Source organism: Pseudomonas sp. GW822-FHT04C11 (genome assembly GCF_058800905.1).
Genome location: NZ_JBXAMS010000004.1, coordinates 353454 through 374064, shown reverse-complemented (window position 1 = coordinate 374064; position 20611 = coordinate 353454). Strand labels below are relative to the sequence as shown.

The following is a 20611-nucleotide window of genomic DNA, read 5'->3' as shown; positions in this document are numbered from 1 at the left end:
ATGATTAGTGCTCCTCTTGATGTGCTGGTAGTTAACTACAATACAGCGACTCTGCTGCAGCCCATGTTTAACGCGTTGCGCGAGTCAAATAGTGCGGATCGAACGCGCTATTTAGTGGTGGACAATGCCTCTGTCGATAACTCGCTAGAGTGCCTGGCAACGGTTTGCCCAGAGGCATTTCTGCTGGCCAATGAAAATAATGTTGGCTTTGGTCGTGCCAACAATCAATTGGTTGAGCACCTGCAGGGCGAGTACGCGTTGCTCCTCAATACCGATGCATTCGTTGCTGCTGATACCCTGAACAAGACCCTCGATTACATGGCGGCTCACCCTGATTGCGGAGTCCTTGGCGTTCGGCTGGTTGGGCGAGAGGGTGATTTGCAGCCCTCCTGTCGCTATTTTCCGACGCCGTTGAATGTCTTCCTCTCGCGTACAGGGCTTGAGCGCTTTTTCCCTGTGGTGAAGAGGGTCGACGACATGGACTGGGATCATGCCTCGGTCCGTGAGTGCGACTGGGTGCCCGGCTGCTATTACTTGATCCGCCGTGAAGTCATCGATCAGGTTGGTTTGTTCGACCCGCGCTACTTTCTTTACTACGAGGAGGTCGATCACTGCAAACGCGTTAAACAGGCCGGTTGGAAGGTGGTTTATTACCCGCATACCACGGTGGTGCATATCGGCGGTGAAAGTGCCAAATCGGTTGTCGAGCTCAATGTGGTCAGTCGACAGATACCCAGGTTACAAATCGAAAGCGAGCTTTTGTACTTTCGCAAGCACCACGGTCTACTGGGTTTGGCCTCTCATATGTTACTGGTGAGCCTGGGTGATCTGATTCTGGCGCTCAAGGCTCTATTGAAAGGCCGCGGCCGGGCCGCCATAGGGGCATGTTGGCAGCATGCTCGTGATACTTGGGCGTTGCTGCGCGATACCCACTTTGCTAGCCGACCAACACGGTAGGTCAACCTTATGTTCGAAAATATACGTGCGGACTTGCGTGCATACGCTGGTGATTGGGCTGCTCAGGGGTTCTGGGTGATGCTGGTTTATCGCTTTGGGCGCTGGCGCTACGGAGTGCGCCCGGCATTCTTGCGTAAGTTGTTCTCCTTTATATACAAAGTGCTCTTCAAATTGGTGCAGATCGTGACGGGTATCGAGCTGCCGTGTGAGGTGGTGATTGGGCGCAACTTCGTCATCGATCATTTCGGCGGAATCGTGATCAGTGGTTATGCTCAGTTCGGCGATGATTGCCGTATCCGCAATGGCGTGGTCGTGGGGCTCAAGAATGTGGATGAGCCGATTGCCCCGGTGATGGGTAACAACGTTGATATCGGTGCCGGGGCCAAGGTGCTGGGCAATATCCGCATTGGCAACAACGTCGTGATTGGTGCCAATGCCGTGGTGCTGACAGATGTACCGGACGACTCGGTGGCAGTGGGCGTGCCTGCGACTATCAAGAAAAGGCAGCGCGCAGAAGCAAGGGAATGCTTATGAACCCTCTGGTGGACGATATCGAGCAGTTTTACATCGCTGAGTGAACTCAATGGCTACTGGTATCGGTGTCGTTGTTATCGGTCGCAATGAAGGCCTGCGGCTTGAGCGTTGCCTGGCTTCGCTGGGCGGTGCGGCGCAGAAGGTTATTTATGTCGACTCTGGATCAACGGATGGTTCAGTCCAGATGGCACGGCGGCTTGGGGTCGAGGTGGTTGAGTTGGATATGTCGATTCCCTTTACGGCTGCACGTGCGCGCAATGAAGGATTTGCCTGCGTGCAACGTTTATTGCCGGCGATGTGTTATGTACAGTTTGTCGATGGTGATTGCGAGGTTGTCGGTGGCTGGCTACCCCGGGCGCAGGCCTTTCTTGATGCTCAGCCTGAGGTTGCGGTGGTCTGTGGACGGCGCCGTGAACGTTTTCCACAGCGTTCGATTTACAACTTGTTGTGTGATCTTGAATGGGATACCCCGATAGGTGAGGCCAAGGCGTGTGGTGGCGATGCGCTGATACGGGCTGAAGCGTTCGCCGCAGTGTCTGGTTTTCGAGCGGATCTTATTGCCGGGGAAGAGCCTGAGTTGTGTGTACGTCTGCGTGCGAATGGATGGAAAGTCTGGCGCCTGGCTGACGAAATGACCTTGCACGATGCGGCCATGACCCGCTTCGGCCAATGGTGGCGGCGTACCCTGCGTGGTGGCTATGCCTTTGCCGAGGGCGCATTTTTGCATGGGGCCGCACCGGAGCAACATTGGCAGCGTGAGTCGCGCCGGGCCTGGCTTTGGGGCTTGGGTGTCCCGCTGGCGACTATGATCGCGAGTTTGGTGTTGGGATGGTTTGGGCTGCTTCTGCTGCTGGTCTATCCACTGCAGGTGGTGCGCTTGGCTCGCCGGGGCGATAGATCAGCGCGCGAAAACTGGCTGCAGGCCTTCTTTCTGGTGCTGAGCAAATTTCCCGAGATGCTCGGGCAAGTCAAGTTTCTGTTGCACAGATTGGGCGCCGGCAAGACGGCGTTGATCGAATACAAGTGAGACGGCTATGAATGATTGGCTGATACTAAAAAGCGTGTTTTCTTTACATGCAGGGTATTCCTTCAGGGCGTTGAAAAATAAGCTTGTATTACTGATTTTAGTTGGAAAAAACTGGTCCGAGCTAAAGTTGTTTTTGTGGCGTATGTCGAATGCCCTGGGCAAGACCGGTTTTGAGAAGTTGGGAGGTGATTGTGTCGGTGTTGTTCATTGGCCGTACATCAGTCGATGCTGGAGACCTCAGGATAGACTTGGTGTCTTGGCCTCGCATTACGAAGTCGTCACAAAAAGCTGTCCGCAGCTATTACTTCTGGGACGAAATGACAGCTTGATGTTGAGTGACTTGTCGGGGTGCTCTGTTGGTTGTTCCTTGGTTCTGGATCGTCCGGTATGGTTTATGCGTGAAGGGGAGTTGGTGCTGAATTTGTTTCAGGGTGATTTGCGTATTGCATCAATAGCGTTCACCTTGTGTCGCACGGAAGTTGAGTTATGTATTTTTATCGGTGCCGTTCAAGGGATACACAAAGGCGTAGAGAGTGATAGGTCTTTGGACATTTATAGAGCACTGACAAAAGATTTCGAAGGCCTTCGCCCAAGAAGTCTTCTGATCGAAGCTATTAAGTATATTGCAAGCAGTGTTGGTGTTGAAAAGATTTATGCGATAGGGGATGGATATCGTCATCATCGTCATCCATATTTTGGGGCTGAAAAAGCTCAAGACCTGGCGGCTGATTATGATGCCATATGGTTGGAACATGGAGCGATTCCGTCAGAGCGCGAAGACTTTTTTGAAATCCCCATGGTATTGTCCAAAAAATCGCTTGATTGTATTCCTTCAAAAAAACGTGCCATGTACCGCAGACGTTATGAGCTTCTAGATGATATTTTTTCAAGGATAGATAGTGTGTTAATGGGCCGTTGTGCAACTAACACAAGCGCTCATCAGGTCGATATTTGACTGTCGGGCCTGACAGCATGAAACTGCAGTAGTCACTCTTGGTTAGTTAGCGGGCGACACTGTTTCAACTATTGGTTTCGACGTGTATATACGGTGCCGGAGCAAAAATTCCAGGTGGGGTATTGCTCGGAAAAAATGCAAGGATCGGAATAAACCCCGTGGTGCTTGTTGACGTTCTTGATAATTGTACTACTGTAAAACTACCTGTAGTAATAGTTCACCGCAACGACATCTAAGCTGGTTCCTATGCGTATCGCTTATTTGATCAATCAATACCCCAAGGTCAGCCATAGCTTCATTCGTCGCGAGATTTTGGCGTTAGAGCGCCAGGGCTTTGTGGTGCAGCGCATTGCTCTGCGTGGTTGGGATGCCGAGTTGGTGGATGCCGAGGACGTGTCCGAGCGCAGTAAAACTTCCTATGTGTTGCAGGGCGGAGTCAAAGAGCTGTTAGTGCCTGTGCTGAAGGTACTGCGCGCCCAGCCGCGACGCTTTTTTTCGGCGTTGTGGCTGGCGCTACGTATGGGCCGGCATGCCGATCGGCCCTGGCCGTACCATTTGGTCTATTTGTCCGAGGCATGCCGCCTGCTGTTTTGGTTGCAGGCGTTCGGCGCCGAGCATGTGCATGCGCATTTCGGCACTAACTCAACCGAGGTGGTGATGCTGGCCAATGCACTCGGCGGGCCAGCGTACAGTTTTACGGTGCACGGCCCGGAAGAGTTCGACAAACCGCAGTTTATTCATTTGGGCGAGAAAGTCCGGCGCGCGGCTTTTGTCGCGGCTATCAGCTCTTATGGACGCAGCCAGCTGTTTCGCTGGGTAGCTCATGCGCACTGGGCAAGGGTAAAGGTGGTGCATTGTGGGCTGGAGCGGGCGTTTCACGATGTACCTGCAGTTGCCGTACCGTCCGTACCGCGGTTGGTCTGCGTGGGTCGCTTGTGTGAGCAGAAGGGCCAACTGTTGCTGCTTGAGGCCGCCCGTATCCTGGCAGCGCAAGCCGTGGTGTTCGAGATAGTACTGGCCGGCGACGGGGAAATACGTACGCAAATCGAAGCCCTGATTGCACTGCATGGTTTGCAAGCGCAGGTGCGAATCACTGGCTGGATTAGCAGTGAGCAGGTGCGGGCGGAAATTCTTGCAGCGCGGGCCTTGGTGTTGCCGAGCTTCGCCGAGGGCTTGCCGGTAGTAATCATGGAGGCCATGGCCTTGCGCCGGCCAGTACTGACGACCTATGTGGCGGGCATTCCCGAGTTAGTGCGTCAGGGCGAGAACGGTTGGTTGTTTCCCGCTGGAGCTGTGGATGAGTTGGCGGCGGTGCTGGCGGACTGCCTCGCGCAACCCGTCGAGGTGTTGCAGCGGATGGGCGAGGCGGCTCATCAGAGAGTGCTGGAGCGACACGATATCGATACCGAAGCGGCCAAGTTGGCTAATTTGTTTAGGGCGCAAGCATGATCACCTTACTTGATTGGCTGTTCAGTACACTGCTGGTGCTCATAGTCCTGCCGGTGTTGGTGCTGTTTTTGCAGGTGCTGCTGGCCTGCCTGCCTGTGCGGTTGCGCTCGTCGGCGCAAAGATCGCGGCTGCGGGTGGCGGTGTTGGTACCGGCACACAACGAATCCTCGATGATCGTCGCGACGTTAAATAGCATTCGGCCGCAGTTGCTAGAGGGCGATCGCTTATTGGTGGTGGCGGACAACTGTTCTGACGACACGGCCGCGCTGGCCCGCACGGCGGGAGCTGAGGTGGTGGAACGCAGCAATGATCAGCAGTGTGGCAAAGGTTATGCGCTGGACTTTGGGGTACGTCATTTAGCGAGCGTTGCGCCGGACGTCGTGATCATTGTCGATGCTGATTGCCAGGTGGGTGAGGGCTCTATTGAGCGTTTGGCAATGTGTTGCATCGACTCAGGGCGGCCAACGCAGGCACTTAATTTAATGCTTGCTCCAGCAGGTTCCGGGCTAAAAGTGCGGTTTGCCGAGTTTGCCTGGCGTGTGAAGAATCTGGTGCGGCCGCAAGGTTCGGCTTGGCTTGGTTTGCCCTGTCAGTTAATGGGTACGGGAATGGCTTTCGTCTGGCGGGATCTGGCGTTGATCAATTTAGCCAGTGGTCACATCGTCGAAGATTTGAAGATGGGCTTCGATTTCTGCCGCAGCGGTAAGCCGCCTTTGTTTTGCCCCGATGCCCTGGTGACCAGTTATTTTCCGCGCAGTGATGAAGGCTTAAGTATCCAGCGTACGCGCTGGGAGCATGGTCATCTGGGGGTAATCCTTGGCGATGCGCCAAAGTTGTTTGTCGAGTCGATCAGCCGGCGTAACTGGAACCTCCTGGCGATGACGCTGGATTTATGGGTCCCTCCGTTGGCCTTATTGACTATAGTGTTGGGGGCTGTTTTTAGTCTGTCATGGTTGGTGTTTATGCTGTTTGGAGCTTTGGCTCCAGCATTAATCGCTTCTGCCGGGGTGGCACTATTGAATGTGGCTATCTTGCTGGCATGGAGCCAATGTGGTCGCGAGATTATATCTTTTTCAGCCTTGTTGTATGCGCCGTTCTACGTGGTGAAAAAAATACCCCTGTATCTAGGCTTTTTGCTTAAGCGCCAAGTTGAGTGGGTGCGTTCGAAGCGAGATGACAACTAATGCGCGCTTTCGCTTGGCAGCACAACTGGCAAACGATTATCCAGAAACTCAGGGTGGTCAGTGATCTCGATGATGAGCAAGGATTGATTGATACTTTATCCAAGCCTGAGGCGGCGACAGTACTTGGATTCGTCAATGCCTTTGCCATGAACTTGGTGGCGGGCAACACCGATTACTATAACGCGCTGTCCGCTGCTGACGTGTTACTACGGGATGGCTCCGGCATGGCTATCCTGTTTCGCCGATTCGGCTTGGTGCCGGGGTTAAATATGAATGGCACGGATTTTATCCCCAAATTACTGGCCGCTTTCAAGGGCCGGCGCGTGGCTTTTTGGGGCACTGCAGAACCCTTTCTAGCGAATGCGGTGCAGCGTAGCGAAGCGGTATTTGCGGTCAATGTAGTTTCTGCTCACCATGGTTTTGCTGAGGTGGATGCCTACATCAACCTTGCCCGGCAACTGCAGCCAGAATTGATTGTGCTGGGCATGGGCATGCCCAGGCAAGAAGCCGTTGCTGCCAGGCTGGCTGCCAGCGGCGTGCCATGCCTGATAGTGTGCGGCGGGGCGATCCTGGATTTTCTCGGTGGCAAGGTTGTTCGGGCTCCGCAATGGGTGCGTCGTCTCGGTTGTGAGTGGGTATTCAGGCTGATGATTGAGCCAAAGCGGTTATTCAGTCGCTATGTGGTTGGTAATCCACTTTTCTTGTTGCGCACGCTGATCTGCAGAGATGCGCCTACATTAAGGAAGCCCTGAAATACATTGCCGAAGGGCGAGGGCGGTTCGTCCGGCCTCTACGTTGATGGCGATGCTGCGCGTGCATCTGTTGCAGAACTGGTTCGGTTGCAGCGATCCGACCATGGGAAGGCATTGTACGAAAGCACTACCTACACCTTCCGTCGATTGGCAAACACGATAAATCCAAACAACGCGGAAGAAAATAACCATGCTGCCGCAGGAAGCGGTACCGTACTCCGTTGATTGATATAAGCATTGGCTGTCCCAGCCAGACCTATACCCTGGACATGCCGACCCACCCTGAACTGGCCATTGGCAAGTGCCGCAATCAAACTGTTAAATGAAGAAGCATTGGCGCACGGCCCAAGGAAGCTGACCCACTCGCCGAGAGCGTTGACCCCATTGTTAAGCACGCCCTTGGTCGCAATGCTCTGTGTGTCAGAATCGCCGGAGAAGTCGGTGTGAAAGCCAATGGTGTTGCCACCCGCGCGCTCTTTGATCAGCATGCCTGGTTGAGGCCCTAAATCCTCGCCAGAGTTGCTCATGCAATTAGATTCATAGACCAAACTGGCCGCCTGAGCACTAGAAATAGTCGCACCATTCAGGAGTATTAATAACAAAACGGACTTAATAAAAAGTGTCAGGTGCATAACATCGCCTCCCTGAGCAGAGGAGTATGCTTTTGTCGGATGAAGGATTCCTTATCAAGTTAAATTGAGCATAGTAGGCACATCGCTATCGCGTCAATAGTGCGTCACTACGATAAATATAAATAGAAAGTCAGTGCAATTGCGTCAAAATAACGTCGCAGAAAACAGGTCAGTCATCAATCAAGCGGGCTCTATCCGCATGAAATAGCTTCAGGCTTGAGCATCGTCCGCAACAGGACGGTCTCAAAGACCAAATGCAACACGCGCCCGCACCGCCTTTGGCCTTTTCCGCTCAACGTGAAGCGGGGCGGCCGCGGAAACTGAGTGCATCACCTGACCTTTTCGGTACGGTGTTGCCTTGTCGACCCAAGCGCAAGCTGTTGCAGGGCAGTGAACGTTTTGACCTGATCAAGGGCAAGGCTATTGGCGTTTGATCACTCGGAATGGGGGCTCGACCTTGGAACGAGGAGCGTGGTTCAGATCAAGTCTTCATGAAGGGAATAGGTCTAGAGTGCGCTCAACCTCATCGGGGTCGATTCTAAAGCCATCGCCCTTTGGCGTTCCCACCACAAAGCCAAAATTTTGGTGATCGCGATCCGTTAGATACTTGTAATAACAGATGAAACGATTCGGGGGCTGCAGAGCCAGCAATGAGCCGCCAGGCTGAAGTACATTGACACCATGTACGAGATGACTCCCCTCGACCCCCACCACGGTTTTTGCTCCAGCGCAGGTCGCTACGATGGTTGGAACATCGGTTTTCGAAGGGTCGATAATGCGAAAACCTCTGCGGTTATGCAGACGTTCAGCGAGTTCCATTTCATTGTGTAACAGTCGCAATTCACCGTTGCCGCCTCGCAGAATGAAAACTCCGGGGTGAGAGCTGTACCTTACGTGTGACAGTAATTTTTCACCCATCGCGCGGAAGCGTAAATGCCTATTTCGATTTTGACTTAGATCATCGAATATCACGAGCTCATGAAAAAACGCATTGCGCAAACGAACCGGTGTTATGCCAAGCCAGTCCTCATATTCGGGAGTCTGGGGAAATAGAGGAGACCTGGTGGATGGCGCGGTCGTCACCGGAACTCCTTCGTCGCATGCTAATGGGTAAGTGACACAGTCTTCCATCAGCCAGGAGCCAAACCATTTGTTTCCACCTGCTGTACAGTAAATCGCCCCGCGCTCCATCTCGGTTTCCACGGAGATTTTTGGAAGCCAACCAGATCTAGGAGATAAGCAGGATTTTGCGTTGCCCTTGTAGAGTGTTCCATCTATCAGCCAGACATCTTTAAGCAGGTAGCCCCGTGTTGGACCATGATCAACGCTGCCGATTCCTTCCATTGTACGACGAGGGTGTTCGTAAGGAAAAAAGCGTTCTTCTTCCCATCCTGTCACACGTTCGAGTTGATTGGGCAGGAAAAAAGCCGGTGGAGAAATTGATGTTTCGCCAGGCGCAATAGTCCAGGTTTTCACCGCTGCACTTTGCGGGGTTTCCGCCGGCTTTCGCATAACACGCGCTCTTACAATATGCCGGTATGCAGCAAGGTTCCATGTTGTCCGGTGGCTGCTCGTTAACACGCGTAATTCTGACATATCATCTTCACTCTAATCCGCGTTACAAAAAAACAGTAAATAGCGCAAGCGCCTAAACTGCATTTTTTAACATCAGAAAGCTGCTCAGGTAGATATAATTCTCTCCACAATGGGCGGGGATTTCAAATGAGCATAACGACTACGTAACCTGTCGAGAAGAAGTTCGCTTGGGCTCTTGGTACAGTAGAGATAAATTTTGTATAGTCCGCCAAACCCCATGTTGATATAGCGAGTCACCACTTCCTCATCGTTTTGCCCGTCCGGCAAGCCAAGATGAAGTGTCAGTTTTTTTCCCTCGACAGCAAATAAAGGTGTATGCCAAAGGAGTTGGGCTGCGCCCACCTTGGGTAGTCGGACAAACATATAAGCGTGGTTACCCAGGGTATCAACATCACCGCCACGTCTTCTTTTCCATTCGAGAAGCCCGTCGTCAGGACGGGCCAGGCAAGTACCGATGTCATAATAGTCAAAGCCATTGTTTATTGCCCACTCAAGCTCCATAAATGTAGTGATCGAGTTGACTTCATTCAGCCTTTTGGCATCTGAAAAAACCGCCTCAGGATAGCCAGCACGTATCATGCTCCAGTAGCGCTTTCCGGCCCGAGTAATTACGCACGCAAGTTGGCATGCAACAATTTCGTCCTCCAACAGTATTAGATCGAGCCGGCCGAAAGTCTTTGCTATCCTTAACACTTCATGTGGGGCAATTTGCGAGGCGGAAGTGCCATGCCTTGCGATGGCATAGGGTTGAAGCATTTCCCTGTCGGCCCTTTCAATTTCCTCGTCCGTCAGCGCCTGCTTCATTCGGTAGCGCGATTGGTTCTTGCGTATGTTTCGACGTAACTTACTATCGTATCCCGCCGTGATATCGTCGATGGAACGACCCAGCGGCACGATAGCACTCAGAAAGTGAGGCACATACAACGCGCCCAAGGTTGGTATTTCACTGACCAGAACCGTACGGTTTGATTTATCCGATTCCGATTTGCTGTCGGCCACAGGAGACTCCACCCCCATGAGAACCTTGGCCATTTCCCGCTGTGCTCTTCTTCCCACATAGAGGATGTCGTAAGGACTGTCTTTGCGCAGCTTGAATCTGACAATTTCCCAGCGCCAGAAACAGGCTCGCCCAAGTATGTCTCGCAGCCAGGCTGTAGTTTTTCTTAGCTCAAATCGTATTGAGGGAGATATGAGTTTTCGGATCTGCACCGCTAAATACGCTTTCATTTTCGGCACTCTTTTTAACTTGCCTTCAGACTGGCTAATAGGCTCGCTTGCCGGTGAAGGCAAACAGCGTTCGCAGAAGAATGACGAAATCGAGCCAGAGCGACCAGTTGTTGATGTACTCAATGTCAGACTCAACACGCTGAATCATCTGCTCTATATCTTTCGTTTCACCGCGAAAGCCACGCACCTGAGCCAGGCCTGTGATGCCTGGCTTGATATTGTGACGCGCAAAGTAGTCTGCGATGCCAGGCGAGTACTGCGCATCATGCTGAATAGCATGCGGGCGAGGCCCCACCAGGGACATTTCCCCCATCAAAACGTTGAACAACTGTGGCAACTCATCCAGGCTAGTTCGCCGAATAAAGGCTCCAACCCTGGTCATGCGCGGATCATTCTTTTCTGCCTGCTTGACGATGCCGTCTTCCGGCTGATGGACGACCATGCTTCTGAACTTCCAGATACGAAAAACTCCACTCCACCCCATGCGCTCCTGTCGAAAGAACACCGGCCCAGGGCTATCGACCTTGATGGCAATCGCTATAGCCACCAGCAATGGAGCCGCCAGAAGCAAGATGAGAAAAGCCAAGACTTTGTCCTCAACATTCTTCAGAAACAGACGCATCCCCATCAGTGGAGTTTCAGACAAAGTCAGCACGGGAATACCGGCAATTTCACGAACGCTGTGATTGATCAAGCGCAGTGAAAAAATGTCAGGCACCCAATTAATAGCAATGTGCTTATCAAGCAGCTTTAAGTAAACATCCTTAATGACCTCCGAGCCATCCAGAGGTGTAACAAAATATACGGTACGAATGGAATGTCGCACGATTAACTTATCAAGGTCGGAGATATTACCCAGTATCGACAAACGTTGCGTGCTTTCTGAGCCCTCCTTCCCTCGAACATCGCGCGATCCAATCAACACACAACCGACCACTCGTTCACCCAGCCAGGGATTATTGCTTATTTTCTGGTGAAGGAAGCTGGCCAGCTCCCCCGAGCCAATAATAAGAGCGGTTTCCAAATGACTCGGGTGGGTCAAGAGTTTCTTCTGCACTTCGAGTGTCGCCAGGTGCAAAAGCAACTGAGCGAAATATCCAACAATAAATAACTGCGCAACCAATAAGCGCGAGTACTGTTCACTTTGTTTGGTCAGAAAGGCCATGACAACGAGAAAACCAAAAGCGGCAAGCCACGCCTTCAAAAGCTTAAATGCTTTGACGGTAAATCCAACATTGCTTCGGTAAATAGCATAATGGTCGTACACGACAGCCAACGCCCCAAGCAGCAACAGGAGCATGATGACATACGCTTGCGTTATAACGCCGATATGATAATCGATCAAATACCATGCGACACCGATCACCGCAACAAAATCGAGACCGGCCTGAATAGCGTTACTGGTACTGCTTCGTCGCTGGAGTATGGAGCGGCTACTGCTGGGTTCGAATATCATCATTAGACCTCATTAAATTGAGAATCCAAAACGCTTATCTATTAAGTAATAAAAAAGGCAATGAAGATATAATTATTAATTAACTTGTCAGCGTTGAATGATCCATCAGCGGTGCGGTGCGGTGCATCGCAGCTTCGATGATTCGCACCACATTGACAGCTCTCCTGGTGCCAGAGCCTTGAGCACGTCGCCCTGAACCATCCGCGCCAGACCCTTCTCGTAATACCTACTGGCCTTCTCAGCCGGCGAGGAGCAGGCCGCCAAGCCAACAGAACAGACTGCAAGGAGCGCGCCCCAAGCGTCTTTGCCAACTTTGCTCAAATACATCTTCATCGAATTCACCCCCTTGGAGGTCAATGCGGAATATGAGCCGCCAGCCGTGACACAGCCAATCTCATAAAAACGTGTAAGCGCTTATCTGCAGCAATAGGCGCTTCGCAGGCTCTCCACAACCGTCTTGCCACGACGGCAATCCGCGATCACATAATCTCCAGCCCTGGACTCACTTCGGCCTGGACGTCCAATCGACTCTCACTGGCACGACACCCATCCAGGAGATCCTCCCTGAAAGAAGCTTTCTGCTATGTCGGGGTATAGCCCAGCGTGGACAAACCATGTCAGCAAACTGACATGATCCTCTGTTGAAAAATGGTCAGGTGTTAGGCGATCTGCCATCAAGTGCCGTCAGACTGCGACTCTGCCTGTGGTTGAGGCATTACAGACGCTGTAAAGAAAGCGATAAACGGTCGTAAGGCTTGAGTTACAAGGGTTACAAGATGTAGGTGTGTCATTTTTGAGTCATCTGTTTTTTGACGCTTTTGCACGTTAGATGGCATTTCTTGCGCTTTAAGTGCGTGCTGCTAGTGCCCAAAAATGGCCAGTCACTAACTCGCCATACCGATCAGGAGCGAGAGAGGACTCATGACCAGATACCTGAAGGAACTCGGGCCTCGACATTTTCAACTACGGCTATGTCGCTTCCGTCGCCAACTGCAGCGCCGACACCAACGTGACCTTGCGCTATGGCGGTGCGCGCACGGACTACACGCGTATCAATTCGAGCCTGCCGTCGATCTGGCAATACGCAACAAAGAAGGCCGGGTTGCATACGGCCTACATCGACGCCCAACGCACGGGCAGCAACCTGCAAAACCTGATGACCGACCTTGAGCGCAAGGACATCGACGAATTCGCCCAGTTCGACCAGACCGGCGTGGGCTGTAGTGAAAAATGTGAACAGAAACACTATCATTAACTATCTTTTTGTGGTGTTTCAAGATGAGTCTTGCTGTCAGTGTGTGTTTTTCCAGAACCGTACGGTTAATGCTGTGCTCTATTTTTTTTGTACCCTCTTTCGCTCTAGCTGAAGAAGCTGATGCAAAAAAATGGAAGGAGTTAACAAATAATGACCTTTCTGCTATGCATCAACTGATAGTCAGTGCTCATCCAGGCGCTTTAGACAGTAACAATAAGGCTTTTGCGAGCTGGGTTGAACAGGGGTATTTAGAAGCTCGGCAACTGTCGGCGCAGGTCAAGTCGAAGAAAGATTCTTTAGCCGTTCTCAATTTTTACATTGCTGGTTTTCAGGATGGTCACGTAGGGCTGAGTCAATCAAAACAGGAGAAGTCTTCTTGGGCAGGTTTTGTTTTGGGGATGAAGGGGCAGAGCTTTATTGTAAAGAATGTCTCTAAAGACTGGCCTGTGCCTTTACCTCCCGTCGGGTCCGAGGTGGTGGCGTGTGATAATAAGTCAGTCCGCGAGATACTGGAAAGTGACCTGTCGCCCTATATTGATCGTAGACTTAAATTACACTCGACATGGTTGCATTTGGCTACGCAGTTGACGGTGGATGATGTCAATTATCCCGTGCTGGGCAGAGTCTTGCCAAACAACTGCCTGGTTACTCTCCCAAATGGAGATCAACAGCACTTTACTTTGTTATGGCGGCAAGAGCGCGGGGAGCTGGATCCTTTACTGTCGCAGCCTCAACCGCCACAGACTCTAAAAGGCCTGGGAGACGGGCGCTACTGGATACACGTATCAAATTTCACACCTTCAGCAGCTGAAAATGCCTCCCTCGATAAAATGCTAAGCGGCATCAAAAGTATCAATGATGCCACGCTGGTTGTGCTTGATACACGTGGTAATCGCGGTGGTAACAGTTTAGTGGGTGTTGAAATACTTTCTGCTCTGTTAGGTTCAAAAGTTGTGAATGGTGTGGGTGAGCAATCTCGCGCGTATGCGATGTGGCGTGTTTCTCCTTTTGCATTGTCAACGCTCAGTCATGTTCTAAAGTCCATGGAGGGTGATTATGGAAAAAACAGTGAAGCCTATAAGTTTGTTTCTGGTTTAACTGAGTCGATGGGGCTCGCGCTTCGTGAGAAAAAAGATTGGTTGCGGCAGCCGAGTTCTTCGTCAATAGATCAAGGGAAGTTGAAAGGGTTTAATGCCCAAGGCTTCAAAGGTAAGCTTGCGCTGGTGACGGACTCATTTTGCGCTAGCGCCTGTCTAGACTTTGCGGACATTGTTCTTGCTATTCCGGGGACTGTCCATCTGGGATTACCAACGAGTGCCGACACGCTGTATATTGATATAGGCTCTCAATCACTGCCGAGTGGTGCCCAGTTCTGGTTACCGTTAAAGGTATGGAGAGACCGAGCGCGAGGAAATAACCAAAGTTATGACCCGAGCTTTATCTTTGATGGGGATATCAATGATACTGCGGCCGTGCAGAAATGGGTTCTTGATACGATCTGACAGTTATTAAACGATACTGCACTGGGGGCTTAAGCTGGCGAGGCTGCTGAGCAATTCACCGATCTTCTTATCATTATGGCTAGACTAGTTTTGAGCTCAGATTGCACGCCAGACGCCTCGACAATCGTTAACCAACAAAAACCATGCAGGGCGTGCATGCCTGTCCGCTATCCTTGGCCTGACTTCCTGTCGAACGAGCGTTCCCATGCTTCAGGTCCAAGGCGTGTTCAAAAGCTACGCCACACCCCAGGGCCCATTGGCGGTGTTGCAAGGTGTCGACTTGCAACTGACGCAAGGCGGCAGTCTGGCGCTGATGGGCGAATCCGGCAGTGGCAAGAGCACCTTGCTGCACTTGATTGCCGGGCTCGACAAGGTTGATCGCGGCAGCATCCGCATGGGCGATCAGCGCCTCGAACAGATGAACGAAGGGCAACTGGCAAATTGGCGGCGCACTGAAATCGGCCTGGTGTTCCAGCAGTACAACCTGATTGGCAGCCTGCGGGTCGAGGACAATCTGGCATTCCAGGCACGCCTCGCCGGACGTCATGACCTGCGTTGGCAAGCGCACTTGGTGGCGCGGTTGGGGCTGGGGGATTTACTCCAACGTTATCCGGAGCAGTTATCCGGTGGCCAGCAGCAACGGGTTGCTCTCGGTCGGGCGCTGGCGTCGCGTCCGCGTCTGCTGTTGGCCGATGAGCCGACCGGCAGTCTCGATGAACACACCAGCGATGAGGTGCTCGACTTGCTGCTGGAGCTGCTCGATGACAGCCCCAGCAGTTTGTTGATGGTCACTCACAGCCCACGGGTCGCCGCACGGCTGGCAGAAAAAGTGCTGCTGCACGGTGGACGCCTGGTCGACACAGGCAAACGCTGATATGGACGTTTTGCGTGAAACCTTGCGAGCGCTGCTCAGCCATTGGCGTCAGCACCCGGTGCAGTTTTTCAGTGTGCTGACCGGGCTCTGGCTGGCCACCGGCCTGCTGACCGGGGTACAGGCGCTGAACAGTCAGGCGCGAGAAAGTTACGCCCGCGCCAGTCAACTGATTGGCGGTGAACCCCAGGCCAGCCTCAGTGCGCCGAATGGCGCGACCTTCTCTCAGGCGTTGTTCGTCAACCTGCGCCGGGCCGGTTGGCCGGTGTCACCGGTGTTGCAGGCGCGACTGCAACTCAAGGGGCATGAAGACCTGCGCTTGCAGTTGATGGGTATCGAACCGTTGTCGTTGCCCAGCGGTTCGGCGCTGGCCGGACAACACCTCGACATGGCGCAGATGGTCGATTTTGTCGGCCCGCCGGGCCGTACCTGGATTGCCCCGTCAACCTTGCAGGCGCTCGGTTTACGTGACGGCGACCAACCGCGAAACCTCAACGGGCAGACCTTGCCGCCGTTGCACAGTCAGGTCGACATGGCCCCCGGCGTATTGCTGGTGGACATCGGAGTTGCCCAGCAGGTGCTGGGTTTGCCGGCACAGCTGTCGCGACTGTTGTTGCCCAGGGAGTTCGCCGCCACCGAGCCTCAGCTACCCAGCGAATTGACGGAGCAGTTGCAACTCAAGCGCAGCGGCGAGGAAAACAATCTGGCGCGGCTCACCGAAAGCTTCCACCTGAACCTCGACGCGCTGGGGTTTCTGTCGTTCGTGGTCGGCTTGTTCATTGTCCACGCGGCTATTGGTCTGGCGCTGGAGCAACGTCGCGGGTTGTTCAGAACCCTGCGCGCCTGTGGGGTCAGCGTGCGGACGCTGATCTTCTGCCTGAGCCTTGAATTGGGTGGGCTGGCACTGCTCGGCGGGATGGCCGGAGTAGTCAGCGGTTATCTGTTGGCCAGCCTGCTGTTGCCGGACGTTGCCGCCAGCTTGCGTGGTTTGTATGGCGCCGAAGTGGCGGGGCAGTTGAGCCTCAGCCCGCTGTGGTGGTTCAGCGGGCTCGCTGTCAGCCTGCTCGGCGCACTGCTGGCCGGGGCGAACAGTTTGCTGCGGGCGGCGCAATTGCCGCTGCTGGCGTTGGCCAATCCGCAAGCCTGGCATCAGGCTCACGCGCGCTGGTTGCGGCGTCAGGGTTGGGTGGCGGCAGTCGCTGCGGTGATCGGCCTGATTGCGTTGCTGTGGGGTGACAGCCTGGCCAGCGGTTTTGTGTTGATGGCAGCGTTGTTGATCGGTGCTGCATTGAGTTTGCCGGTGCTGCTTGACGTTGTATTGAATCGGCTCGTGCGGCGCAGCCGATCGGTGCTGGGGCAATGGTTTCTCGCCGATTGCCGTCAGCAGTTGCCTGCCCTGAGCCTGGCCTTGATGGCGCTGCTATTGGCGCTGGCGGCCAACATCGGTGCCGGCAGCATGACCGCCGGTTTTCGTCAGACCTTCAGTGACTGGCTGGAGCAACGGCTGACTGCCGAGCTTTACGTCAACCCGCAGAACCCGGCACAGGCCACCGAACTGCAACAGTGGCTGCCGGAACAAAAAATCAACGCGGTGTTGCCGAGCTGGCAGGTCGCGGTGTCGTTGCAGGGCTGGCCGGCAGACCTTTTCGGGGTGATCGATCATCCGACCTATCGCGAGCATTGGCCGTTGCTTGAAGCGCTGGGTGAGCGCCCCTGGGATCAGTTGGTAGCGCATGACACGGTGATGCTCAGCGAACAACTGGCCCGTCGACTCAAGCTGCGGCTCGGTGACCGTCTAAGCATTCCCACACCTCAAGGCGCGTGGTCACCGCAATTGATCGGGATCTATGCCGACTACGGAAACCCCAAGGGGCACTTGCTGGTCAACGCTGAACACCTGCTGCATTACTGGCCGCAACTGACGCCGAGTCGCTTCAACCTGCGTATCGATCCGGCGCAAATCCCCGCGCTACTGACGGCGCTGCAATCGCGCTTTGCCCTGGATGACAGCCGTATCGTTGATCAGGCCCGACTCAAGGGCTGGTCGACGCAGGTGTTCGAACGGACCTTCGCGGCGACGGCGGCGCTCAACAGCCTGACCCTCGGCGTGGCCGGTGTGGCGCTGTTCATCAGTTTGCTGACCCAGAGTCAGAGCCGTCTCGGGCAACTGGCACCGTTGTGGGCGCTGGGCGTGACGCGCCGACAATTGATGCTGCTCAACCTCGGGCAGACCTGGTTGCTGGCCCTGCTGACATTGGTGGTGGCGTTACCCTTGGGGCTGGCGCTGGCCTGGTGCCTGGACACGGTGATCAACGTTCAGGCGTTTGGCTGGCGCCTGCCGTTGCGGGTGTTCCCGTTGCAACTCGTGGAATTGATGGGGCTGGCGATGTTGGCGACGTTACTGGCCTCGGCCTGGCCATTGTTCAAGCTCTATCGCACGCAACCGGCGGACCTGCTGAGGAGCTTTGCCCATGAGGATTAACTGGGCCGTTGGCGTGTTGTTGCTGGCATTGACGGGTTGCGATGACTCATCGACGCACAACGAAAGTTTCGCCGGGCTGGGCAGTGAAGCGGCGGCGTTCCAGCAAGTGACGCCGGGCCGGGTTTTCAGCTTCCCGGCCGATCATGGTGCCCATGACGGTTACCGCGTCGAGTGGTGGTACATCACCGCCAACCTCAAGGACTCGCAGGGCCGGGAGTTCGGCGTGCAGTGGACGCTGTTTCGCAATGCGCTGAAGGCCGGGCCCGAGCAGCCGGGCTGGGCCAGCCAGATCATCTGGCTCGGTCATGCGGCAGTGACCTCGGCGACCGTTCACCACGCCGCCGAGCGTTATGCCCGCGGTGGCGTCGGTCAGGCCGGGGTTCAGAACGTGCCGTTTACGGCGTGGATCGATGACTGGCGCCTGAACACTCAAGCCGACACCGCGAACCCCTTGGCCGAGATGCAGATGCAGGCCAGCGGCAAGGGCTTCAACTATCGGCTGCGACTCACCTCAAATCGGCCGTTGGTGCTGCAAGGCGAGCAGGGCTTCAGTCAAAAATCCGAGCAGGGCCAGGCGTCGTACTACTACAGCCAGCCGTTCTTCCAGGCCAGCGGCAGCCTGGAAATCGACGGCACGACGTATCAGGTCAGTGGCCGGGCGTGGCTCGACCGTGAGTGGAGCAGCCAGCCGCTGACGGCGAACCAGACCGGTTGGGACTGGTTTTCCCTGCACCTGGACGGTGGCGCGCAGTTGATGCTGTATCGGATGCGGCAAAAGGAAGGAGTGGCATACCTGACTGGCACCTGGATCAACCCGGACGGCAGCGCGGTGCAACTGTCGCGAGACGAGATCAGCCTCACGCCGTTGGCGTCTTCCGAGGTGGCCGGGCGGCGTTTGCCGACGCGCTGGTCGATCAAGGTCCCGGGCAAAGGCCTGGACATCACCAGCAGCGCGCTGAACCCCGGGGCCTGGATGGATTTGCGCATTCCCTACTGGGAGGGGCCGGTGCAGGTGAGCGGCAGCCATGCCGGCAACGGGTATCTGGAAATGACCGGGTACTGATCCAGAGCGCCGCCCGGTATCCATGCGCTCCTGCTCAGGGAAACAAGGGTGGTCGGATTGGTTCGATTTTTTTCGTTACAAACAAATTAGCGGGAACATTGTGTCCAGATTTATTCAGAATTTGTGAGCGGACAGAACGTTTGCGTTGCATTAAAATCCCCCCGTTCGCTCAGTGTCGGGGCTCTTTACCGGTGCATGGATTGCCAGGCCATAACACTGGGCGAACACCTTCCTCCAGGCGCGATAAACAACATTTCTTGCTGCGCCTCATCACACCGACAACCTTCAAATCACACCTCTCGTTAAAAAGCACCCTGTTCAAGCAACTGGCTGAAGGCTTCCAGTTCGGTTTTTTCCAGATCGGATATCACGATAAAACGCATGTGATTGTGTTGCCACGCGACCACGTTGTAACCGCGGATGAACTGGTTTTTCCGGGGCTGATCGGTTTCTGTCGTCGGCACCATGAACACGTTGATGATGTGCTTCGCCCGCCCGTAAGACAGCGCAGCGGTCGTCTGGTGTTGCAGGTAATCCAGGCGCCCGCCGAGTAAAGGAAAACCCTGTGCCGAGAAGTCGAACACCGGTGGCGAAAAATCCAGCTTGCCGGTAAACCAGGGCTTGACCGTGTGCCGGTCGGACGACACGACATCGTTCAAGTGCTGGGCCATCAGCGAGCGCACATGGCTGGACACCGCTTCGTCCAGCCAGGGTTGCTCAGGCGAAGGCGTGGCCACATACAGCACCAGGGCCATGGCCAGTGCGATCGCGGAAAAAGCCGGTGCCAGCCACTTTCGCGTGGTATCTCTCAACGCTTGCCACGGAGAGGTCGGTGACGGGAGATTGACGAAGACCTGTTGAATCAGCGCATCGGGCGCCGCGTAATACGGCGCATAGGCCTTGACGCTGGTGATCAGCCGTTGCATTTCGTCATGCACACGTTGGCAGTCGGCACACTGCGACAGATGCCCGGCAACGTTCGCGGTGGTCGTGGCGTCCAGTTCATGGTCCAGGTAGCCATGAATCAATTCGTGGCAGACCGTGCAGTTGATCTCATTCATGGCCTTGCAACTTCAGTAGTTCCAGCTTGAGCATGGCGCGAGCCCGGGCCAGTCTCGACATGACGGTTCCCAGAGGTATGTCGACCACCTTCGCGATGTCCTTGTAAGGCATGTCCTCCAATTCCTTGAGGACGATCATTTCGCGAAAGGCCGGGGGCAGGGCGCGCAGTGCCTGTTGAACCCGTGCAGCGTCTTCGGCCTGCATGGCGAGCAGCTCCGGTGTCTGGCTGTGGCTCAGGGCAACGTTGTCTTGCGAGATTTCATCGCCGATGGCGACCCAACGATGGCTGGCCGAGCCCTTTAGCCAGTTGTAACTCTCGTTGCGGACGATCGTCAGGAACCAGGCCTTGGCATTGCCATCGGCAAAGCGATGCAGAAATCTGAACGCCTTGAGCGCACTTTCCTGCACCACATCATGTGCCGCGCTGTCACTGCCGGTGAGCCAGCGCGCGAGGTTGTAAGCGGCATCCATATGCGGTGCAAGCAGCTCCTCAAATCGCTTCATAGTGCCCCAGCCTTTGCCCCCTATAACCCGGATTCGCTGTGTTTTATTCCCGGAATGAAAAATATTTTTTCCCGGGAATAAAACCCCGACCGGCGCGGTTTTA

Annotated in this window: 17 protein-coding genes and 2 pseudogenes; 13 read left to right on the top strand and 6 right to left on the bottom strand. The window is 54.5% G+C overall.

Annotation, left to right across the window (positions count from 1 at the left end):
- The 8 genes and pseudogenes from AC1RJ3_RS09480 to AC1RJ3_RS09445 all read left to right on the top strand — a co-directional run.
- Window positions 1–957, top strand: a complete 957-nt coding sequence (locus AC1RJ3_RS09480) for a glycosyltransferase family 2 protein (protein ID WP_493078588.1) — start codon at window positions 1–3, stop codon at window positions 955–957.
- A 9-nt stretch (window positions 958–966) separates the two neighbouring features.
- Window positions 967–1491, top strand: a complete 525-nt coding sequence (locus AC1RJ3_RS09475) for a serine O-acetyltransferase (RefSeq protein ID WP_054596705.1) — start codon at window positions 967–969, stop codon at window positions 1489–1491.
- A 49-nt stretch (window positions 1492–1540) separates the two neighbouring features.
- Window positions 1541–2518: a glycosyltransferase family 2 protein gene (locus AC1RJ3_RS09470; protein ID WP_347929602.1), complete on the top strand. Its 978-nt coding sequence runs from the start codon at window positions 1541–1543 to the stop codon at window positions 2516–2518.
- A 7-nt stretch (window positions 2519–2525) separates the two neighbouring features.
- Window positions 2526–3473 (top strand): DUF535 family protein, encoded by a 948-nt coding sequence (locus tag AC1RJ3_RS09465; protein ID WP_347929603.1) that lies wholly within the window; start codon window positions 2526–2528, stop codon window positions 3471–3473.
- A 246-nt stretch (window positions 3474–3719) separates the two neighbouring features.
- Window positions 3720–4922, top strand: coding sequence for a glycosyltransferase family 4 protein (locus AC1RJ3_RS09460; protein WP_347929604.1), 1203 nt, complete (start codon window positions 3720–3722; stop codon window positions 4920–4922).
- On the top strand, window positions 4919–6106 hold the full coding sequence (locus AC1RJ3_RS09455; RefSeq protein ID WP_347929605.1) for a glycosyltransferase family 2 protein: 1188 nt from the start codon (window positions 4919–4921) through the stop codon (window positions 6104–6106). The genes AC1RJ3_RS09460 and AC1RJ3_RS09455 overlap by 4 nt, the downstream gene beginning before the upstream one ends.
- Complete coding sequence (locus AC1RJ3_RS09450) at window positions 6106–6858, top strand: WecB/TagA/CpsF family glycosyltransferase (RefSeq protein ID WP_493078584.1); 753 nt, start codon at window positions 6106–6108, stop codon at window positions 6856–6858. The genes AC1RJ3_RS09455 and AC1RJ3_RS09450 overlap by 1 nt, the downstream gene beginning before the upstream one ends.
- 9 nt (window positions 6859–6867) lie before the next feature.
- Window positions 6868–6987, top strand: a pseudogene (locus AC1RJ3_RS09445) (transposase); the annotation flags it as partial.
- Window positions 6988–6989: 2 nt separating this feature from the next.
- Here AC1RJ3_RS09445 and AC1RJ3_RS09440 read toward each other — a convergent pair.
- The 4 genes from AC1RJ3_RS09440 to AC1RJ3_RS09425 form a co-directional block, all read right to left on the bottom strand.
- Window positions 6990–7490, bottom strand: a complete 501-nt coding sequence (locus AC1RJ3_RS09440) for a hypothetical protein (RefSeq protein WP_493078660.1) — start codon at window positions 7488–7490, stop codon at window positions 6990–6992.
- Between the two features lie 489 nt (window positions 7491–7979).
- Window positions 7980–9086, bottom strand: a complete 1107-nt coding sequence (locus AC1RJ3_RS09435; protein ID WP_493078582.1) for a glycosyltransferase 61 family protein — start codon at window positions 9084–9086, stop codon at window positions 7980–7982.
- An 84-nt stretch (window positions 9087–9170) separates the two neighbouring features.
- Window positions 9171–10313, bottom strand: coding sequence for a GNAT family N-acetyltransferase (locus tag AC1RJ3_RS09430; protein ID WP_493078580.1), 1143 nt, complete (start codon window positions 10311–10313; stop codon window positions 9171–9173).
- Between the two features lie 34 nt (window positions 10314–10347).
- The gene (locus tag AC1RJ3_RS09425; protein WP_493078652.1) at window positions 10348–11769 is read right to left on the bottom strand and encodes an undecaprenyl-phosphate glucose phosphotransferase; all 1422 of its coding nucleotides are present in this window, start codon (window positions 11767–11769) and stop codon (window positions 10348–10350) included.
- 946 nt (window positions 11770–12715) lie between these two features.
- Between AC1RJ3_RS09425 and AC1RJ3_RS09420 the strand changes: the two are divergent.
- The 5 genes and pseudogenes from AC1RJ3_RS09420 to AC1RJ3_RS09400 form a co-directional block, all read left to right on the top strand.
- Window positions 12716–12985, top strand: a pseudogene (locus AC1RJ3_RS09420) (sulfatase-like hydrolase/transferase); the annotation flags it as partial.
- A 62-nt stretch (window positions 12986–13047) separates the two neighbouring features.
- A complete protein-coding gene (locus AC1RJ3_RS09415; protein WP_493078578.1) occupies window positions 13048–14526 on the top strand; it encodes a S41 family peptidase in 1479 nt (492 codons plus the stop codon).
- 205 nt (window positions 14527–14731) lie between these two features.
- Complete coding sequence (locus AC1RJ3_RS09410) at window positions 14732–15400, top strand: ABC transporter ATP-binding protein (RefSeq protein WP_493078576.1); 669 nt, start codon at window positions 14732–14734, stop codon at window positions 15398–15400.
- A 1-nt stretch (window position 15401) separates the two neighbouring features.
- Entirely contained in the window at window positions 15402–17879 is a 2478-nt protein-coding gene (locus AC1RJ3_RS09405) for an ABC transporter permease (RefSeq protein ID WP_493078574.1), read from the top strand.
- On the top strand, window positions 17869–18942 hold the full coding sequence (locus tag AC1RJ3_RS09400) for a lipocalin-like domain-containing protein (RefSeq protein WP_493078572.1): 1074 nt from the start codon (window positions 17869–17871) through the stop codon (window positions 18940–18942). The genes AC1RJ3_RS09405 and AC1RJ3_RS09400 overlap by 11 nt, the downstream gene beginning before the upstream one ends.
- A 302-nt stretch (window positions 18943–19244) precedes the next feature.
- On the opposite strand, the gene AC1RJ3_RS09395 is transcribed toward AC1RJ3_RS09400, so the two are convergent.
- Window positions 19245–20003 carry an anti-sigma factor family protein gene (locus tag AC1RJ3_RS09395; RefSeq protein WP_054596719.1) on the bottom strand — a complete coding sequence of 253 codons (759 nt, stop codon included), beginning with the start codon at window positions 20001–20003 and terminating at the stop codon, window positions 19245–19247.
- Complete coding sequence (locus AC1RJ3_RS09390) at window positions 19996–20508, bottom strand: sigma-70 family RNA polymerase sigma factor (protein WP_347929614.1); 513 nt, start codon at window positions 20506–20508, stop codon at window positions 19996–19998. The genes AC1RJ3_RS09395 and AC1RJ3_RS09390 overlap by 8 nt, the downstream gene beginning before the upstream one ends.
- Window positions 20509–20611: the final 103 nt, after the last annotated feature.

What these genes read in the sequence shown, in the direction of transcription:
- AC1RJ3_RS09480 (WP_493078588.1), top strand. Translation starts at nt 1, where the DNA reads ATGATTAGTGCTCCTCTTGATGTGCTGGTAGTTAACTACAATACAGCG.
- AC1RJ3_RS09475 (WP_054596705.1), top strand. Translation starts at nt 967, where the DNA reads ATGTTCGAAAATATACGTGCGGACTTGCGTGCATACGCTGGTGATTGG.
- AC1RJ3_RS09470 (WP_347929602.1), top strand. Translation starts at nt 1,541, where the DNA reads ATGGCTACTGGTATCGGTGTCGTTGTTATCGGTCGCAATGAAGGCCTG.
- AC1RJ3_RS09465 (WP_347929603.1), top strand. Translation starts at nt 2,526, where the DNA reads ATGAATGATTGGCTGATACTAAAAAGCGTGTTTTCTTTACATGCAGGG.
- AC1RJ3_RS09460 (WP_347929604.1), top strand. Translation starts at nt 3,720, where the DNA reads ATGCGTATCGCTTATTTGATCAATCAATACCCCAAGGTCAGCCATAGC.
- AC1RJ3_RS09455 (WP_347929605.1), top strand. Translation starts at nt 4,919, where the DNA reads ATGATCACCTTACTTGATTGGCTGTTCAGTACACTGCTGGTGCTCATA.
- AC1RJ3_RS09450 (WP_493078584.1), top strand. Translation starts at nt 6,106, where the DNA reads ATGCGCGCTTTCGCTTGGCAGCACAACTGGCAAACGATTATCCAGAAA.
- AC1RJ3_RS09440 (WP_493078660.1), bottom strand. Translation starts at nt 7,490, where the DNA reads ATGCACCTGACACTTTTTATTAAGTCCGTTTTGTTATTAATACTCCTG.
- AC1RJ3_RS09435 (WP_493078582.1), bottom strand. Translation starts at nt 9,086, where the DNA reads ATGTCAGAATTACGCGTGTTAACGAGCAGCCACCGGACAACATGGAAC.
- AC1RJ3_RS09430 (WP_493078580.1), bottom strand. Translation starts at nt 10,313, where the DNA reads ATGAAAGCGTATTTAGCGGTGCAGATCCGAAAACTCATATCTCCCTCA.
- AC1RJ3_RS09425 (WP_493078652.1), bottom strand. Translation starts at nt 11,769, where the DNA reads ATGATATTCGAACCCAGCAGTAGCCGCTCCATACTCCAGCGACGAAGC.
- AC1RJ3_RS09415 (WP_493078578.1), top strand. Translation starts at nt 13,048, where the DNA reads ATGAGTCTTGCTGTCAGTGTGTGTTTTTCCAGAACCGTACGGTTAATG.
- AC1RJ3_RS09410 (WP_493078576.1), top strand. Translation starts at nt 14,732, where the DNA reads ATGCTTCAGGTCCAAGGCGTGTTCAAAAGCTACGCCACACCCCAGGGC.
- AC1RJ3_RS09405 (WP_493078574.1), top strand. Translation starts at nt 15,402, where the DNA reads ATGGACGTTTTGCGTGAAACCTTGCGAGCGCTGCTCAGCCATTGGCGT.
- AC1RJ3_RS09400 (WP_493078572.1), top strand. Translation starts at nt 17,869, where the DNA reads ATGAGGATTAACTGGGCCGTTGGCGTGTTGTTGCTGGCATTGACGGGT.
- AC1RJ3_RS09395 (WP_054596719.1), bottom strand. Translation starts at nt 20,003, where the DNA reads ATGAATGAGATCAACTGCACGGTCTGCCACGAATTGATTCATGGCTAC.
- AC1RJ3_RS09390 (WP_347929614.1), bottom strand. Translation starts at nt 20,508, where the DNA reads ATGAAGCGATTTGAGGAGCTGCTTGCACCGCATATGGATGCCGCTTAC.